The organism is Mesorhizobium sp. M0292 (genome assembly GCF_040321695.1).
Taxonomy (GTDB): domain Bacteria; phylum Pseudomonadota; class Alphaproteobacteria; order Rhizobiales; family Rhizobiaceae; genus Mesorhizobium.
Genome location: NZ_JAMYSB010000038.1, coordinates 12118 through 30072 on the forward strand (window position 1 = coordinate 12118; position 17955 = coordinate 30072).

At 62.0% G+C, this 17955-nt stretch carries 15 protein-coding genes and 1 tRNA gene; 10 read left to right on the plus strand and 6 right to left on the minus strand.

Going from position 1 to position 17955, the window contains the following annotated elements; translation table 11 throughout:
• Nucleotides 1–2: 2 nt before the first annotated feature.
• Nucleotides 3–1556: an acetolactate synthase large subunit gene (locus NKI96_RS31130; RefSeq protein ID WP_023685364.1), complete on the minus strand. Its 1554-nt coding sequence runs from the start codon at nt 1554–1556 to the stop codon at nt 3–5.
• Between the two features lie 536 nt (nt 1557–2092).
• Here NKI96_RS31130 and NKI96_RS31135 point away from each other — a divergent pair.
• From NKI96_RS31135 to NKI96_RS31145, 3 genes are read left to right on the plus strand one after another with little or no spacing between them, the layout of a single operon-like run.
• Nucleotides 2093–4042: a PrkA family serine protein kinase gene (locus tag NKI96_RS31135; RefSeq protein ID WP_023714986.1), complete on the plus strand. Its 1950-nt coding sequence runs from the start codon at nt 2093–2095 to the stop codon at nt 4040–4042.
• 17 nt (nt 4043–4059) lie between these two features.
• A complete protein-coding gene (locus NKI96_RS31140; RefSeq protein ID WP_023685368.1) occupies nt 4060–5367 on the plus strand; it encodes a YeaH/YhbH family protein in 1308 nt (435 codons plus the stop codon).
• Nucleotides 5368–5376: 9 nt separating this feature from the next.
• Entirely contained in the window at nt 5377–6927 is a 1551-nt protein-coding gene (locus NKI96_RS31145) for a SpoVR family protein (RefSeq protein ID WP_023670670.1), read from the plus strand.
• A gap of 41 nt (nt 6928–6968) precedes the next feature.
• On the opposite strand, the gene NKI96_RS31150 is transcribed toward NKI96_RS31145, so the two are convergent.
• The 3 genes from NKI96_RS31150 to NKI96_RS31160 are packed head-to-tail and all read right to left on the minus strand — an operon-like array spanning nt 6969 to nt 9603.
• Nucleotides 6969–7865, minus strand: a complete 897-nt coding sequence (locus NKI96_RS31150) for an HlyC/CorC family transporter (protein ID WP_023670669.1) — start codon at nt 7863–7865, stop codon at nt 6969–6971.
• The gene (aroB, locus tag NKI96_RS31155) at nt 7862–8995 is read right to left on the minus strand and encodes a 3-dehydroquinate synthase (protein ID WP_352807646.1); all 1134 of its coding nucleotides are present in this window, start codon (nt 8993–8995) and stop codon (nt 7862–7864) included. Before aroB ends, NKI96_RS31150 begins: the two co-directional genes overlap by 4 nt.
• Entirely contained in the window at nt 8992–9603 is a 612-nt protein-coding gene (locus NKI96_RS31160) for a shikimate kinase (protein ID WP_352807648.1), read from the minus strand. The genes aroB and NKI96_RS31160 overlap by 4 nt, the downstream gene beginning before the upstream one ends.
• A 171-nt stretch (nt 9604–9774) precedes the next feature.
• Between NKI96_RS31160 and NKI96_RS31165 the strand changes: the two genes are divergently transcribed.
• The 5 genes from NKI96_RS31165 to NKI96_RS31185 all read left to right on the plus strand — a co-directional run bounded on the left by NKI96_RS31165 (nt 9775) and on the right by NKI96_RS31185 (nt 13728).
• Nucleotides 9775–9927 (plus strand): hypothetical protein, encoded by a 153-nt coding sequence (locus NKI96_RS31165; protein ID WP_023670666.1) that lies wholly within the window; start codon nt 9775–9777, stop codon nt 9925–9927.
• Between the two features lie 21 nt (nt 9928–9948).
• Nucleotides 9949–10860 carry a site-specific tyrosine recombinase XerD gene (locus tag NKI96_RS31170; protein WP_352807650.1) on the plus strand — a complete coding sequence of 304 codons (912 nt, stop codon included), beginning with the start codon at nt 9949–9951 and terminating at the stop codon, nt 10858–10860.
• A gap of 88 nt (nt 10861–10948) precedes the next feature.
• The gene (locus tag NKI96_RS31175) at nt 10949–11899 is read left to right on the plus strand and encodes an acetyl-CoA carboxylase carboxyltransferase subunit alpha (protein WP_352737954.1); all 951 of its coding nucleotides are present in this window, start codon (nt 10949–10951) and stop codon (nt 11897–11899) included.
• A 234-nt stretch (nt 11900–12133) separates the two neighbouring features.
• A complete protein-coding gene (locus tag NKI96_RS31180) occupies nt 12134–13420 on the plus strand; it encodes a L,D-transpeptidase family protein (RefSeq protein WP_352807652.1) in 1287 nt (428 codons plus the stop codon).
• Nucleotides 13421–13479: 59 nt separating this feature from the next.
• Complete coding sequence (locus tag NKI96_RS31185) at nt 13480–13728, plus strand: sulfurtransferase TusA family protein (RefSeq protein ID WP_027050749.1); 249 nt, start codon at nt 13480–13482, stop codon at nt 13726–13728.
• A gap of 12 nt (nt 13729–13740) precedes the next feature.
• On the opposite strand, the gene NKI96_RS31190 is transcribed toward NKI96_RS31185, so the two are convergent.
• Nucleotides 13741–14844: a CobW family GTP-binding protein gene (locus NKI96_RS31190; protein ID WP_352807654.1), complete on the minus strand. Its 1104-nt coding sequence runs from the start codon at nt 14842–14844 to the stop codon at nt 13741–13743.
• A gap of 3 nt (nt 14845–14847) precedes the next feature.
• Entirely contained in the window at nt 14848–16026 is a 1179-nt protein-coding gene (locus NKI96_RS31195; RefSeq protein WP_023699101.1) for a D-alanyl-D-alanine carboxypeptidase family protein, read from the minus strand.
• Between the two features lie 233 nt (nt 16027–16259).
• On the opposite strand from NKI96_RS31195, the gene NKI96_RS31200 reads away from it, so the two are divergent.
• Both NKI96_RS31200 and NKI96_RS31205 read left to right on the plus strand, forming a co-directional pair.
• Nucleotides 16260–17423, plus strand: coding sequence for a M20 aminoacylase family protein (locus tag NKI96_RS31200; protein ID WP_023750534.1), 1164 nt, complete (start codon nt 16260–16262; stop codon nt 17421–17423).
• A 106-nt stretch (nt 17424–17529) separates the two neighbouring features.
• Nucleotides 17530–17606 (plus strand) — tRNA-Arg (locus NKI96_RS31205).
• Nucleotides 17607–17955 lie beyond the last annotated feature (349 nt).

A 17955-nucleotide genomic window follows, 5' to 3' on the forward strand; every position in this document is an offset into this window, starting at 1 on the left:
CCTCAGATCACCGCTTCGATGAGAAACGGTCCCGGACGCGACAGGGCACTGTCGAGCAGCGCGTCGAACCGCTCGCACGTGTCGGCGCGGGCCGCCTCGACGCCCATGCCTTTGGCCAGCGCAACCCAGTCCAGCGCCGGATGGTCGAGATCGAGCATGCGCCTAGCGTTCTCGCCGATCTCATTGACCCCGACATTCTTCATTTCGCCATGCAGGATGGCGTAGGTCCGGTTGGAAAAGATGATGGTCACGACGTCAAGCTTTTCCCTGGCCTGGGTCCACAGTCCCTGCACCGTGTACATGCCGCTGCCGTCGGCTTCGAGATTGATCACCTTGCGGTCCGGGCAGGCGATCGCCGCGCCGGTAGCCATGGGAATGCCGCCGCCGATCGATCCGCCCGTACCCATCATGTAGTCGTGCGGCGCCGCAAAGGCGGATAGCGCGAAGAACCGTCTCGCCGAGGTGACTGCTTCGTCGCAGACGATGGCATTGGCCGGAAGTTTGCGCGCCACCGACAGCGCGATGGCATCGTCCGTCAGTCTGCCGCTCAGCGTCGGTTCGTCTGGAAAGGCGGTTGCGGCGGCGAATTGCTGCGTCGGCTTGATGCCGAGCTCGTCGGCCAGCGCCTCCAGCGCCGCTTTCAGATCCTGGCCATGCGCCGCCAGCGAAAGCACCTGGCAATCGTCCCGAACCAGCCGCCCGGGCTTGCCGGGATAGGCGAAGAAGGCAACCGGCTCCTTGGCGCCGACCAGCACCAAGACATCAATATCGCTCAGCGTGGCCGTCGCCGCTTCGACCGGATAGGGAATGCGGGTCGGGGCGAACCGCCCGCGGCCGCGCTGCATGCGGGCGATCAGAACCTCACTGAACAGCCTGACATCGCTTCCCGATGAGATTCTCCCTGTGATTTCAAGTGCATCGGCGCGCGCCGCTTGCCCACGCACCACCATGCCGACACGGCCCGGCGCGGCGCGGATTGCTTCGGCGATCGTGTGCACAACAGCCATGTCGACGGCGGGCGGCGGCGCCAGCTTCACCTTGCCAGGCGAAATCGCAGCAACTTCGCCCCAGGCCGCATCCGCAGGCAGGATCAGCGTCGTGACGCTAGGCGGCGTGAGTGAGGCGCGGAAAGCCGCCTCTGCGGCCGGCACAATATCGGCCGGCCCCTTGACGCGGCCAACCCAGTTCGACATCGGCGACGCCAGGCCTTCTATGTCGCTGGTCAGCGGGGCATCGAGCGGCAGATGGTAAGAAGCATGGTCGCCGACAATGTTGATCATCGGGCTGCGCGCACGCCTTGCGTTGTGCATGTTGGCCAAACCGTTGGCGAGACCCGGTCCGGTATGCAGCAACGTTGCTGCCGGGCGGTCGGTCATGCGCGCATAGCCGTCGGCGGCGCCGGTCACCACGCCCTCGAACAGGCCGAGCACGCAGCGCATCTGAGGTTTGCGGTCCAGTGCGGCAACGAAATGCATTTCGGATGTGCCAGGATTGGCGAAGCAGACCGTGACGTCATTGGCCAGGAGCACGTCGCACAGCAGATCGGCGCCATTCATGATTTTCTTTCCCAATCGACAACTCAGGAACAATTGCACCTGTAGCCGCCGGGTCGGCAATGTCCCGCCGGGGCTTTTGGTCTGATCCAGGACGCCTCGCGGGGATCGGGGATCAACCGACGGTCCATTCAGGAAGGCCAGCATCGCGGCGGTCAACGCGTCGCCGTCCTCGCCGAAGTCGTGATTGATCGACATATGCGTGTAGGCGTTGCCGTCGAACAGCGTCACTTCAGTGCCGATGGCGCGCAGGCGTTTGGCAAAGCCTTCGATTGGTCGTCGCGGCCTTCGGCGCGCGAATAGGCGATGAAGGTCGGCGGATGCTTGTGTCCATCGAGATAGCTGGCCGGCGACAACGCCGCCCATCAGCGCCGCAGCACCGGGCAACCCGCCATTCCAGCCACTCCGAATGTTTCCTCCCAAGCCTTCTACCCGGATTGCAGCCACTCTCCTTCATGTGAAGGGAACCAACAATGCTTTCCGACAGTTGAAGGTGATGAGGCGATTGGAATCCAGATCGGCTCCGAGGGCAGAACATCATGCGTGCAACCCAATCCGACGTCTTCGATCTTTTTTCGGAAATTTATGCCAATGCGGCGGACGAAGAGGTCAGCATCCAACAGTATCTTCTTGCCTGTCGGGAAGACAAATCGATGTACGCTTCGGCGCCCGAAAGGATGGTCGACGCAATCGGCGAACCAAAACTGGTTGACACCAGCAAAGACGAGCGGCTCGGCCGCATTTTCTCGAATCGGACCCTCAAGGTCTACCCTCATTTTTCCGACTTCTATGGAATGGAGGATACGATCGAGCGCATAGCCGGGTATTTCCGCTATGCCTCGCAGGGTCTCGAAGAACGCAAGCAGATCCTCTATCTCCTCGGCCCGGTCGGCGGCGGCAAATCCTCTCTGGCCGAGCGCCTGAAGAAACTGATGGAGCAGCGCCCGATCTACACGCTGAAGGTCGGCAACCAGATCAGCCCGGTTTTCGAGTCGCCGCTTGGGCTGTTCCATCCCGATCACATGGGTGATCTGCTAGAGGATAAATACGGCATAGCCCGGCGCCGGCTGAACGGATTGATTTCGCCATGGGCGGCCAAGCGCCTCGACGAATTGTCTGGCGACATCTCCAAATTCAGCGTCGTCAAGCTGATGCCTTCGCGGCTGCGCCAGATCGGCATTGCCAAGACCGAACCTGGCGATGAGAACAATCAGGATGTCTCGGCCCTGGTCGGCAAGGTCGACATCAGGCAATTGGAAAATTTTAGCCAGTCCGACCCCGATGCCTATTCCTACAGCGGTGGCCTGAACCGGACCACGCAAGGTCTGCTTGAATTCGTCGAGATGTTCAAGGCACCCATCAAGGTTCTGCATCCGCTGCTGACCGCGACACAGGAAGGCAGCTACAACGGCACTGAAAATTTCGGCGCCTTTCCCTACCAGGGGATCATCGTCGCCCATTCCAACGAGTCGGAATGGCAACAGTTCAAGAGCAACAAGAACAACGAGGCGTTTCTCGATCGCATCCTGGTGGTCAAGGTACCCTATTGCCTGCGGATCACCGAAGAGAGGCAGATCTATGAGAAATTGCTGCGTGAGAGCGAGTTGGCCGCCAGCCCCTGTGCCCCTGAAGTTTTGGACATCCTCAGCCGCTTTGCAGTTTCGACGCGCTTGGCCGAGCACGACAACTCGCCGCTCTACACCAAGATGCGCGCCTATGACGGCGAAAATCTGAAGGAAGTCGATCCCAGGGCAAAGTCGGTCCAAGAATATCGCGACGCCGCCGGCGTCGATGAAGGCATGACGGGCGTCAGCACGCGCTTTGCCTTTAAGATCCTTTCGCAGACATTCAACTTCGATAATGAGGAGGTGGCCGCCGATCCTGTGCATCTGATGTACATTCTGGAGGAGGCGATCAAGCGGGAGCAGTTCCCGAAGGAAACGGAAGCGGCCTATCTTGAATTCATCAAGTCGGAGCTTGCGGCGCGCTACGCCGAGTTCATCGGCCACGAAATCCAGAAGGCCTATCTGGAGTCCTATAGCGAATACGGCCAGAACCTCTTCGACCGCTACATCGCCTATGCGGATGCCTGGATTGAGGACCAGGACTACAAGGACCCCGACACCGGCCAGATCCTCAACCGGGAGATCCTGGACAACGAACTTTCGCAGGTCGAGAAACCGGCAGGCATCGCCAATCCCAAGGACTTCCGTAACGAGGTGGTGAAGTTCACTCTGCGCGCTCGCGCAAGAAACCACGGCCGCAACCCGTCATGGACCAGCTATGAAAAACTGCGCGAGGTCATCGAGAAGCGGATGTTCGGACAGGTCGAGGACCTCTTGCCGGTGATCAGCTTCGGCTCCAAGCAAGACAGCGTTACGGAAAAGCGCCACAACGAATTCGTGCAGCGCATGATCGAGCGTGGCTACACAGAACGGCAGGTACGCCGGCTGGTGGACTGGTACATGCGGGTGAACAAGGCGGGTTGACAGAGCCGGATGGTTCCATGCCGATCTTCATCGACCGTCGCCTGAACCCCAAGGACAAGAGCCTCGGCAATCGACAACGCTTCCTCAGGCGTGCTCGCGAGGAGTTGAAGCGGAGCATTCGCGATCAAATCCGCACTGGCAGGATCGCCGACGTGGATACCGAGCACGCCGTGCCCATGCCTGAAAGGAAAACGGCCGAGCCGAGCTTCAACGATGACAGGGCCAGCGGACGGCGCCGACACATCCTTCCGGGCAACAGGCATTTTTCCCCTGGAGACCTGCTCCCGAAGCCGCATGGGGGCGGCGCGGCGTCGTCGCCAGGAAACACGGCGTCGGAAGACGATTTTCGTTTCGTGCTGTCACGCGAGGAGGTGCTCGAACTCTTTTTTGAGGATCTCGAACTGCCCGACCTGGTTAAGCTCAATCTCAAGGAAATCCTTGCCTTCAAGCCGCGCCGGGCCGGCTTCGCGGCAACCGGTTCCCCGACCAACATCAATGCCGGCCGCACCATGCGCAACAGCCTAGGCCGGCGCATTGCGCTGAGGCGCCCCACGCAGCAGGAACTGGAGGCGATCCTCCGGGAAATCGTCACCCTTGAGTCGGCCCCGGCCGGCGCGGCGGTGCGCCAGCGCATCGCGGAATTACGCGACGAGCTTGACCGGCTGGAGCGACGGCGCAGGCGAATTGCCTTTGTCGATCCGGTCGATATCCGATTCAACCGCTTCGACGCCCGGCCGGTGCCGAATGCCAATGCCGTCATGTTCTGCCTTATGGACGTGTCCGGATCGATGGGCCAACGCGAAAAGGACTTGGCCAAACGCTTCTTCGTGCTGCTGCACCTGTTCTTGAAACGGCGCTACGAACGCACGGAGATCGTCTTCATCCGCCATACCCATGAGGCGCACGAAGTGGATGAGGACACGTTCTTCTACAACACGCAGAGCGGCGGTACGATCGTCTCCACCGCGCTCGACGAAATGCACCGCATTATCGGCCAGCGCTATCCTGCCAGCGAGTGGAACATTTACGCCGCGCAGGCCTCTGACGGGGACAATTTCACCACCGATTCCGAGCGATGCATAGAGCTCATGAACGGCAAGCTCATGCGCCTGTGCCAGTATTTCGCCTATGTCGAGATCATCGACGAACGCGAGAGCCACATATTCGGTGCTACCGAAAACGGGACGTCGCTTTGGCGCGCCTACAGTACGATCGAGCTGAAATGGCCCAACTTCCAGATGAGCCGCATCGCTGCTCCCGCGGATATTTACCCGGTCTTCCACCGGCTCTTCGCCAGGCAGCCGGTGGCCATCAAGAGCGCTTGAGAGAGAGAGATGGTCAGGCGAGCCAACGAAACGAATTTGTTGTTTTCCGGTTCCGACTGGAATTTCGAGAAATTATCGCGGGCTTTTGAAGAGATCGAGGCGATCGCGGTCGACGAGTTGCATCTCGATACTTACCCGGTCCAGATGGAGATAATCTCCTCCCAGCAGATGCTCGACGCCTACTCATCTATCGGCATGCCACTGATGTATCGGCATTGGTCGTTCGGCAAACATTTCCTTCACCAGGAGCTTCTTTACCGTAAGGGTGGTCGGGGGCTGGCCTATGAACTGGTCATCAACTCCAATCCCTGCATCGTCTACCTCATGGAGGAAAACACCATGGCGTTGCAGGCCCTTGTGACGGCCCACGCGGCGCTTGGCCACAATCATTTCTTCAAGAACAATCATCTGTTTCAGCAATGGACCGACGCCGGGGCAATCCTGGGTTATCTGGACTTCGCCAAGGGCTACATCGCCCGGTGCGAGGAGCGGCACGGCCTTGCAGCAGTGGAGGCCATTCTCGATTCCGCCCATGCGCTGATGGAACAAGGGGTGTTCCGCTACCACCGGCCGCCAAAGCTCTCGTCGGAGCGACAGCGCGAAGGGCTTCGCGAGCGCCTCGAATACGAAGAGCGCTCCTACAACGACCTGTGGCGCACGCTGCCGCCGTCGCAGAACAAAAACAAGTCCGGCAATGAGGATCAAGGGATGGCGGAGCGCAAGAGATCGCTCAACCTTCCCGAGGAAAACCTCCTTTATTTCCTCGAGAAGAACAGCCTGATCCTGGAACCCTGGCAGCGCGAGATCATCAGGATCGTCCGCGTCATCGCGCAATATTTCTACCCGCAGCGACAGACTCAAGTGATGAATGAAGGCTGCGCCACCTTCGTGCATTATACGCTCATGAACATGCTATTCGATCGTGGCCGGATCGGCGAAGGTGCCATGCTCGAAATCCTGCGCAACCATTCGAACGTGATCTTCCAGCCGGCCTTTGACGATCCCCGGTTTTCAGGCATCAATCCCTATGCCCTCGGCCTCGACATGATGCAGGACATACAGCGCATTTCGACCGAGCCGACGGCGGAGGACCGCGACTGGTTCCCGGACATTGCAGGACATGGCAACTGGCGCGAGGTCCTGCTTGAGGCCTGGGCCAACCACCGCGACGAATCCTTTATCCGCCAGTACCTCAGCCCGAGCTTGATCCGAAAATGGCGGTTCTTCGTGCTTGGCGATGGAGCCGACAAACCGCATTTCGAAGTCGCGTCGATCCACAACGAACGTGGCTATCACAAGATACGCGCCCAGCTTGCCCACAGTTACGACCTTGGAGCGAATCGGCCGGACATCCAGGTGATTGATGTCGACCTGCTCGGCGACCGGCAGTTGCGGCTGCAACACAGGGTAAAGGATGGTGTTGTGCTCGAAGGGGCCAGCCGTGACGCGACGCTCCGCCATGTCCGCAGCCTCTGGGGCTACGAGGTCAGCCTGGTCGCAGTTGACGCTCAAACCGGTGCGACAATCCACGAACGGTCTACGAGCCAGATCGCGGCATAAGCTCGGCAAAGAGCGTCACGTGGCGGACCTGCTCGGTACCTTTAGGATTCGCCCGCCGGCCTGATCCTGATCCTGGCGATCCGGTTCTTGTCGCGTTTCATCACCACGAAGCGCTTGCCGTGGAAGGTGAAAGCCTGCTTTTCCTCGGGGATCGACTGCGTCTCGTGGATGACCAGCCCGGCAATGGTGGTCGCTTCCTCGTCAGGCAGGTTCCAGTCGAGCGCCCGGTTGAGATCGCGGATCGGCACGGTGCCGTCGACGACCACGGAACCGTCCGCCTCCTGCTTGACGCCCTGAATGTCGACGTCGTGCTCGTCGGCGATCTCGCCAACGATCTCCTCGATAATGTCCTCCAGCGTCACCAGCCCTTCGACCTCGCCATATTCGTCGACGACGATAGCGAAATGCGCCTTGGCACGCAGGAAGGCGTTGAGCTGTTCCTGCAGCGTGGTGGTGTCGGGCACGAACCAAGGCTTCGACGCGATCTTCATCACGTCGATCCGGGAAAAGTCGTTGCCGACCTCGTTCAGCGCTCGCAGCAGGTCCTTGGCGTGCAGCACGCCGACAATGTTGTCGAGCGAGCCTTTCCACAACGGCATGCGGGTGTGCGGGCTTTGCAGGATCTCGCGCACCACCGCTTCCGGCCCATTGTCGGCATTGACCGAGCGCATATTGGTACGGTGGACCATGATGTCGGAGACTTCGAGCTCGGCGAGATCGAACAGCCCGCCGACACGGTCGCGGTCCTCACGCACCATCTGGCCGTCGCGGCGGAAATCGTCGACCGCGCCGCGCAACTCGTCCTGTGTCGAGCGCTGCGGCTCGATGCGCGACAGCTCATAGCCGAACATGGCAAGCAGGCGCGTGCGCACGGCCAGGACCAGCAGGATGAGGATGGCAAGGACGGCGACGACGGTCCAGCCGGGCTCGTTGATCATCGCTGCCGGCTTTCCTGGCCCGGGTGGTTCTCCCTGAGGAACGAAAGCACTTCCGACGCCGGTACATCCTTGGCAATAAAAGCCTGGCCAACACCGCGCGTCAGGATGAATGTCAGCGCGCCGCGCGACACTTTCTTGTCCTGGGTGATGAAGCCAAGCAGCGCCTCGGCATCGGGCAACTCACCAGGGATGTCGGCCATCCGCCAGGGTAGACCGACGGCGCGAAGATGCGCCTCGACCCGCGCCGCGTCGTCGGGGCTGGCCAGATTGAGCCTTGCGGAAAAGCGGTGCGCCAGCGCCATGCCGATGGCGACGCCTTCGCCATGGACGAGGCGGGCGCCGTCATACTGTGTGGCGCCTTCCAGCGCATGGCCGAACGTGTGGCCAAGATTGAGCAGTGCGCGGTCGCCGGTTTCGAACTCGTCGCGGGCGACGACATCGGCCTTGGCGCGGCACGCCTCGGCGATGGCCTCGGCCCGCTCCGGTCCGCCAGCGAACACCTTTTCCCAGTTCGCTTCCAGCCAGGCGAAAAACGCCGGTCGGTCGATCAACCCGTATTTGGCAAGCTCGGCATAGCCGGCGCGAAATTCGCGGATCGGCAGCGTGTCGAGCACTTCGGTATCGGCCAGCACCAGTTTCGGCTGGTGGAAGACACCGACCAGATTCTTGCCGCGCGGGTTGTTGATGCCGGTTTTGCCACCGACCGAGGAATCGACCTGCGCCAGCAGCGAGGTTGGAATCTGGACGAAATTCATGCCGCGGCGCACGATGCCGGCGGCAAAGCCGGTGAGGTCGCCGATGACGCCACCGCCGAGCGCAATGACGACATCGCCGCGCTCCAGCTTGGCGGCGAGCACGCCGTCGACCACCTCTTCGAGATGGGCAAAGCTCTTGGTCTTTTCGCCGGCCGGCAAAGTGATGACGGCAGGCTGGATGCCGCGTGTTTCCAGACCGGCCTTCAGCGCGTCGAGATGTGCCGCCGCGACATTATCGTCGGTGACCACCGCCGCCCTCGTGCCGGGCAGGCGGCGCGAAATCTCGGCGCCGGCGCGCGCCAAAAGGCCGGGGCCGATCAGGATGTCATAGGCACGCTCGCCAAGGCCGACCTCGACAGTGACCGGTTCGCTCACAGCCGCACCTCGCCCGGCGCAGTCGGAGCCGGAATGCCGAAATGCCCGCACAGCGCGTCGACAACCTCGGTCGCAATGACCTCCTTGCGGTCGTCGCGTGTCGGCACGGTGATGTTGGACGTGGCATAGAACGGGTAGCGCTCGCCCATCAGCCGCTCGAGCACGGCGCGCGGATCGGCGCTTTTGAGCAACGGCCGGTTCTGCTTCTTGGACACGCGTTCCATCAACAGGTCGATCTCGGCCTTCAGCCACACCGACACGCCATGCCCGGCGATCGCTTCCCGCGTCTGCGCATTCATGAACGCGCCGCCGCCGGTCGACAGCACCTGCGGCCCACTCTCCAGCACGCGCAGGATGACGCGCTGCTCCAATGCCCGGAATTCGGTCTCGCCATAGCGTTCGAACAGTTCCGGCACCGTCATGCGCGACACGGTTTCGATCTCCTGGTCGCTGTCGACGAAGGGCAGCGACAGCATCGTCGCCACCTTGCGGCCGATCGCCGTCTTGCCGGCGCCCATCAGGCCGACAAAGACGATCGAGCGGCTTCCCAGCCTGTCGAGCAGCGCGGCATGGCTATCGCCGGGAGGATTTGCTGGTAACGCGTTCATGAGACCATGCTGTTTCTAAGCCGTCTTTGCAGGCGTATCGACATCAAAAGCCCGTTTGCGTCAAGCATAGCGCCTTTCGCACGCAGAGCCCTTCGTCCTTGAATTGACGGAATTAGCGTCCCATAAGGACACGGGCTTGGAATCGCAGAGCAAGAAGACGGGCGAAGATTGATGCCGACACTGTTCCGCTTTGTCGTGACGATGATGATTCTTGCCGGCATTGCCTATGGTACGATGGTGGCGCTGGCGATGTTCGTCGAGCCGAAAAAAGCCGAAATCACCGTGCGCATCCCACCGGAAAAGCTGAACCCCAAGAAAAACTGACCCAAAACTGACCCCTGGAACATGAACAGCGCGGCTCGCATCGAAGCCTTTCTCGAGATGATGAGCGCCGAACGCGGTGCCGCTGCAAACACGCTGTCTTCCTACCGCCGTGATCTCGAAGACGCTTCGCAGCAGATTGCCGGCGGGCTTGCCGCTGCCGCCTCAGCCGACATCCGCGCCTATCTCGACGGTATCGCGGCGCGCGGCTTTGCTTCGACGTCGCAGGCGCGCAAACTGTCGGCGATCCGCCAGTTCTTCAAGTTCCTCTACGCCGAGGGCTTGCGCGGCGACGACCCGACCGGCACGCTGGACAGTCCGAAAAAGGGCCGGCCGCTGCCCAAGACGATGAGCGAGGCCGATACCGGTCGGCTGCTCGACCGCGCCGCGCTTGAGACAGGCGATGCCGTCAATGGTGACCGGGTGGCTGCACTGCGCCTGCACGCTTTGGTGGAGGTGCTCTATGCCACCGGCTTGCGCGTCTCCGAACTAGTCGGCCTGCCGGTGACCGTCGCCCAGCGCGACGACCGCTTCTTCATGGTGCGCGGCAAGGGCGACAAGGAGCGCATGGTGCCGCTGTCGGCCAAGGCCCGCACGGCGATGCGGGCTTGGCTCACAGCCCGGGCCACGGTGCCGGCTTTCGCCGACAGCCCGTTTCTGTTCCCGGCCGCCGGCGACAGCGGCTTTCTCTCCCGGCAGGTCTTTGCCCGCGATCTCAAAGGCCTTGCCGCGCGGGCCGGCATATCGGCGGCGAAAATTTCGCCGCATGTGCTGCGCCATGCTTTCGCCAGCCATCTCCTGCAGAACGGCGCCGATCTCAGGGCGGTGCAGCAGCTGCTCGGCCACGCCGATATCTCGACCACGCAGATTTACACGCATGTGCTGGAAGAGCGGTTGGTGCGGCTGGTCAACGATCATCATCCGCTTGCCGACTAGGCCTCATATCGCTATGTGAGGGCAACGTGCCCGCGCGGAGCCTACATCTGCGCGATGTTTGCCTTCCGACGCATCGGTCCGCTCAAGAATGTACAATTACCTCGATTTCGAAAAGCCGGTGCAGGACCTTGAACTCAAGATCCTCGAGCTGAAGAAGCTTGCCGAGAATGGCGAGGCGGTCGATGTCGGCGACGAAATCAGCCGGCTCGAGAAGCGCGTGCGCGACGCGCTGCGCGACATCTACAAGGCGCTGACGCCGTGGCAGAAGGTGCAGGTCGCGCGCCACACCGACAGGCCGCATTGCCTCGACTACATCAAGGGTCTGTTCAGCGATTTCACGCCGCTCGCCGGCGACCGCAATTTCGGCGAGGACCAGGCGATCATCGGCGGCTTCGCCCGATTCCGCGGCGAACCGGTGGCCGTCCTCGGCCAGGAAAAGGGCTCCGACACGGCGAGCCGGCTCAAGCATAATTTCGGCTCGGTGCGCCCTGAAGGCTACCGTAAGGCCGTGCGGCTGATGGAACTTGCCGACCGCTTCCAGATCCCACTTCTGACGCTGGTCGACACCGCCGGCGCTTACCCCGGCGTTGGCGCCGAGGAACGCGGCCAGGCTGAAGCCATCGCCCGCTCAACCTCGGCCTGCCTCGGCCTCAAAGTGCCATCGATTTCGGTTGTAATCGGCGAAGGCGGTTCGGGCGGCGCCATTGCGATCGCCACCGCCAACCGCGTCTACATGCTGGAACACGCCATCTATTCGGTGATCTCGCCGGAAGGCGCTGCCTCGATCCTGTGGCGCGACACCACGCGCTCGAAAGATGCGGCGACCAACATGAAGATCACCGCCCAGGACCTTCTGGAAATGAAGATCATCGACGCCATCATTGCCGAGCCGCTCGGCGGCGCCCAGCGCGCGCCCGAAACGGTGATCGCCGCCACCGGCGATCTCATCGCCAAGACGATGAAGGATTTTGCCGGCGCCAACACCGATTTTCGCGAACAGCGCCGCGAAAAATATCTGGCGATGGGCCGCAGCCTCTGATTTTGGCCGGCAGCGCACCGCAATGTGGCGTCAAGGAGCAATTTCGCCACAAAAATGCCGCCGCATTCGGCTCAATAAAAAATCCGTGACACCGGGCGAATTGCCGTGGGGGGCGCCGTCCGACGCTTGCGGTAAGGAATTTTCAAGGTTAACGGGCTTAGGGTCCGTCAGTGTTCAGCATGCAGGCCCGGGCGCTATCCGGCCGTGCCGCGAGAAAAAGACATAGCCGTATCCATGTTTACCAAGCTTGCCCGCACTGGACTCCTGATCGCCGCGCTTGGCGTTGCCGGCTGCAACGATTCCTCGATGAAGAATTTTGCGCCGGAAGCCAGCAAGCCGCTGCCGGACAAGATCCTGGCCGACATGAAAGCCAAGGGCATGATCCGCACCTCGTCGGTGATGGCTCGCATCTTCAAGGAAGAAGGCAAGCTCGAAATCTGGAAGGCCAAGACCACCGGCCGCTACGAGATGGTCGCCAGCTACGACATCTGCAAATGGTCGGGCAAGCTCGGCCCGAAATACACCGAGGGCGACCGCCAGGCGCCGGAAGGTTTCTATACGGTCCGCCCGTCGCAGATGAATCCGCGCTCGAACTATCACCTGTCCTTCAACATCGGCTATCCCAACGCCTATGACCGTGCCAATGGCCGCACCGGCGCCAATCTGATGGTGCACGGCGCCTGCTCGTCGTCGGGCTGTTATTCGATGACCGACCCGCAGATCGAGCAGATCTACGCTTTTGGTCGGGATGCCTTTCAGGGCGGCCAGACCGAGTTCCAGATCCAGGCCTTCCCGTTCCGCATGACCGCCGCCAACATGGCGCGCTACCGCAACGACCCGAACTATGAGTTCTGGAAGATGCTGAAGGTCGGTTACGACAACTTCGAGATCACCAAGGTGCCGCCGAAGGTCGATGTCTGCGACAAGCGCTATGTCTTCAACCAGGTGGCGCCTGAGGGCACGACATTCGATCCGACTGGCGCCTGCCCCGCGACCACGCAGCCGGATTCGCTGAAGAGCGCACTCAACGCCTATCAAAGCAGCTATGACGCGGCCTTCACCGGCGCGGTCAAGGCCAGTGTTCCGGCGCCCAAGCCGACCATTGCCGGCATCAAGGAAGCCAGCATCGTTTCCGACTGGTCGAAGCGCCGCGCCCGGGGCGAGCGCGTGCCGATCGAACCGCCGTCGCTGAATTCCGACGGCACGCTGACCGAGACGGCGCGCATGGGCCGCATCGATTCGCCCGCCGGCCGCAAGATGGCGGCGCTGGACGCAGAGAAGGAAGCCAAGCGCAAGGCCGAGGAACAGCGGGTTGCTGCCATCGAGGCTGCGAAAGCCGCCAAGGCCCAGGCACTGGCTGAAAAGCAAGCGGCAAAGGCCCAAGCGCTGGCCGAAAAGGAAGCAGCCAAGCAGCAGCCGGTCGCCACTGCGAGCGTCGAGGCGGCGCCTGCAGAACCGCCGGCGGACGAAAGCCGGATGTCGAAGATCAAGAACAAGCTGCTAGGCATGTTCGGCGGCTGAGGTTTTCGCCTTGCCGATGCATGCCGCCCAAAAGTGCGCCGCGGTTTTGGGACAAAGACATGCATGAAGACAAACAAACAAATCACACCGCGATCTATGACCTCAAGGGCCTGAACTGCCCTCTGCCCGTTCTCAAGGCGAAAAAACGCCTGGCGGCAATGCAGCCGGGCAGCCGGCTTTGGCTGGAGACCACCGACCCGCTGGCGGTCATCGACATCCCCGCCTTTTGCGCCGACGCTGGTCACCAGTTGGTTGAAACGTCAGCCGTCAGCGGCGGCCACCGCTTCCTGGTCGAACGCGGCGCATAGCGAGCCTGAGAATCAGCCCCCGGCTATCGCCAGCGGATTGCTCTCCAGCGCCGCGCGATCCGGCGTGTCGATCGACGGCCGGTTGGTGAAAGCGGAAAACAGCCGGCGCACATAATCTTCCGGCATATCGAGCGTGATCAGCACCAGCCTGGTGCCGCGTTGGCCGTCCGGCCATGCCGGCAGCCGCGCCGGCGGATGCAGGATCTTCTGTACCCCGTGGACAACAAGCGGCCGCGACGGGTCCTCCGCAAGCTCGATGACGCCCTTCATCCGCAAAAGCTTGTCGCCATGCGCAGAACGCAGCAGGTCGAGGAACATCTCGATCGCCGAGAACGGCACCGGCCCATCATGGACCAGCGAGTAGGAGCGCACGCGGGAATCGTGGTGATGGTGGTGCTCATGCTCGCCGTGGTCATGATCATGATGATGATGGTGCTCATGGGCGGCTTCTTCGCCGAGCCAGCGCCGGACATCGGCGGATTTGGCCGCCGGATTGTAGAGGCCGCAATCGAACAGCGCCGCGACGCCGGTTCGGCCGTCGCCGGCCTCCAGCACCACGGCGCCTGGATTGAGCTGATGGACTCGCGTTCGCAAAGCATCGACGTCGCCGAAATCGCTGGCCAGATCGACCTTGGTCAGCACGATGCGATCGGCGACCGCCACCTGCTTGACCGCCTCGACATGGCCGTCGAGCGTCGCATTGCCGTTGACCGCGTCGACCAGCGTGATGACGCCATCAAGTCGGAAGGCCTGCACAAGGGCGGGATGCGCCATGATCGACTGCAGCACCGGCGCCGGATCGGCGAGCCCGGTGGTTTCGACGACGACGCGGGCGAGGCGGGCGATACGGCCCGTCTGCAGCCGGTCGACGAGGTCAGCCAGCGTGTCGACCAGTTCGCCGCGCACCGTGCAGCACAGACAGCCGTCGGACAACTGGATGATGCCGTCCGAGGCCTGCTCGACCAGCAGGTGGTCGATCGCCACCTCACCGAATTCGTTGATGATGACGGCCGTGTCGACCAGTGCCGGATCTTTGAGCAGCCGGTTGAGCAATGTCGTCTTGCCGGCGCCGAGGAAGCCGGTGACCACCGTGACGGGTATCGGAAAGCCAGCCATCGCCTAGTTCGCGGCTTTGACCAGCTGGTCGCCCTGCACCGCGGTTGCCTGGCCCACCACGGCCGGTTCGGCGCCCTTTGGCGCCGGAATGTCTGGCCGCCAGCTCGGCAGCGGCACATCGGCGTATTCCTGGCCGCCCTGGTCGAGCATCGCCTTCGGCGCCGGCCCGGTGGCGCCGCCGAGGCCGACTGCAACCAGCGTCGGCACGTGGTCGAGCTTTTCCTGATAGGGCGATTTCGGCACGTCGGCGCCCTTCGCGGCCACCGGCGGAGCCGCCTCGGACTGCTCGTGCGGCGCCTTCTTCCTGCAGATCTCATCATGCATGTCGTTGGGTGACATGGTATCGCCATAGGAAGGCATGGCCGCGACCGTGAGCCAGTTCGGGTCGGGCATGGCAAAGCCCTGGTCAAGCAGCCTGGCGGCGGTCTCGGCACGGCTGATCGCCGATTTTTCGCCGAGCACGACCGCGACCAGCGTGCGGCCATTGCGTGTCGCCGAGCCGATCATGTTGAAGCCCGAGGGACAGACGAACCCGGTTTTCATGCCGTCGGCGCCGGGATAGCGCCCGATCAAGAGATTGTAGTTGGAGATCGCCTTCTTGCCGACGGCAAGGCCTTCGATCGAGAACCAGGGGGCGTATTGCGGGAATTCCTTGCGGATCGCCATCACCAGCAGGGCAAGATCGCGCGCCGTCGTATACTGCTCCGGCGAAAACAGGCCGTTCGGATTGACGAAATGCGTTCCGGTCATGCCGAGCCGCGCCGCCTCCGCATTCATGCGAACGGCGAATCCGGCCTGCGAGCCGCCTATGTTTTCGCCGATGGCCATGGCGATATCGTTGGCCGATTTGACCAGCATCATCTTCAACGCATTGTCGAGCCGCATCACCGAGCCCGGCTTGAAGCCCATCTTGCTCGGCGGTTCGCCCGCCGAATGCTTGGTCACCTTGATCGGTGAATCGAGCTGGACCTCGCCGGCGGCAATCGCCCGGAAGGTGACATAGGCGGTCATCAGCTTGCTCAGCGAAGCGGGATACCAGCGCTTGAAGGCGTCCTGGTGCTGCAGAACCTTGCCGCTGTTGAGGTCGAACAGGATCACCGGATTGGCCAAAGCTGGCCCAGCCAGCATGGGTAGCGCCAAGCCGCCCGTTAGCAGTAATTTGAGGATATGGCTGTGCCGCATCATGGAATCCGAAATCGCCTCTTGCCGTAGTCGCCCCTGGCTCCGTAAGATTTCGTTACGCGATGGCCAGCATGACCTGATCCGGCCCTCAATTTCCGGATCACATTGTCTGGGGTGCTATTTACCCTATGTGACGCCAAGATGGCAAAGTGCCAAGATGGCAACAAGCATGGCAATCACAATTGCAATCAAGCAGGCCAGATCGTCTGCTCCAACAGCGAGATGGAACCATTATGCCGATTCTCAACCGCGCCGCCGAGATGCAGGATGAAGTTGCCGGCTGGCGACGCCATCTGCACCAGACGCCAGAACTGAATTTCGATGTCTTCAAGACCGCCGCCTTCGTCACCGAGAAGCTGAAGGAATTCGGCTGCGACGACGTGGTGACGGGCCTCGGCAAGACCGGCGTCGTCGGCATCATCCATGGCCGCAAGGGGCAAGGCGCGACCATCGGCTTGCGCGCCGACATGGACGCGCTGCCGATCAACGAGATCACCGGCAAGCCCTATGCCTCGACCATTCCCGGCAAAATGCATGCCTGCGGCCATGACGGCCATACGGCGATGCTTTTGGGCGCCGCCAAATATCTGACCGAAACGCGCAATTTCGCCGGCTCGGTCGCGGTCATCTTCCAGCCGGCGGAAGAGGGCGGCGGCGGCGGCAACGAGATGGTCAAGGACGGCATGATGGAGCGTTTCGATATTTCGCGCGTCTTTGGCATGCACAACATGCCGGGCCTGCCGGTGGGCCAGTTCGCCATCCGGCCGGGCCCGATCATGGCGGCGACCGCCGAGTTCACCATCACCGTGAAGGGCCGCGGCGGCCATGCGGCGATGCCGCACGGCACGATCGACCCGATCGTCATCACCAGCCAGTTGGTCGGCGCCCTTCAGACGGTCGCTTCGCGCAGCACCGATCCGGTCGAGGCGGTGGTGGTTTCGGTGACGAAGTTCCACGCCGGCGACGCCTACAACGTCATTCCCGAGACCGCCGAGATTGCCGGCACGGTGCGCACACTGAAGAAAGAGATCGCCAAGAAGTCGGAAGAGCGCATCCGCACCATCTGCGAAGGAATAGCCACCGCCTTCGGCGCGACGATCACTGTCGACTATGACGCCAACTATCCCGTGACCTTCAATCATCCGGAAGAAACGGTCTTTGCCGGCGATGTCGCGGCACATGTCGCCGGCAACACCCAGGTCCACCGCGCCATCCAGCCGGTGATGGGCGGCGAAGACTTCTCCTACATGCTGGAAGCCCGACCTGGCGCCTTCATCTTCATCGGCAATGGCGAGACCGCCGGCCTCCATCATCCGGCCTACGACTTCAACGACGAAGTCATACCGCACGGCATGAGCTACTGGGTGAAACTGGCCGAAACGGCGCTGGCAGCCTGACCTGCCCCGACGAAAGGCCGGCCGATTAGCCTTCGGCCGGCCTCTTCATTGCCTTCGGCGAGCCTCTTGGCGAAACGATCGGAAGCGGCTATGTGTCGGGCCGCGTGGTCCCGTAGCTCAGTAGGATAGAGCGGCAGATTCCTAATCTGTAGGTCACAGGTTCGATTCCTGTCGGGATCACCAGCAAGATCAAAGGCTTGGTGACTGAGATAGCCTGTCGGCATGTTGCAGCACTGATGGACTGGTTTTCGGTGATTTTCACGGACGCGACCAAGCAAGCAGCCTGACTTTAGTTCCATAGAAAAAGTCCATCCCTGAGGTCTCAGGAGCGAGCTTTAAGCATCTACAGCCGCGAAGAGAATCGACCTCTTGCAAGTACAATTCCAGATCGAGCGATGGTTCCCAGTCGATCCGTTACGGTCTGAGTTCGGCGCCGCCAACTCAACGAAGCCGGCCGTATCCTAGCTGGCAACCAGGGGCACCGTGACGGTCGTGGCGTAATTTATCGGATACTGGTCGAAATACGGGAAAG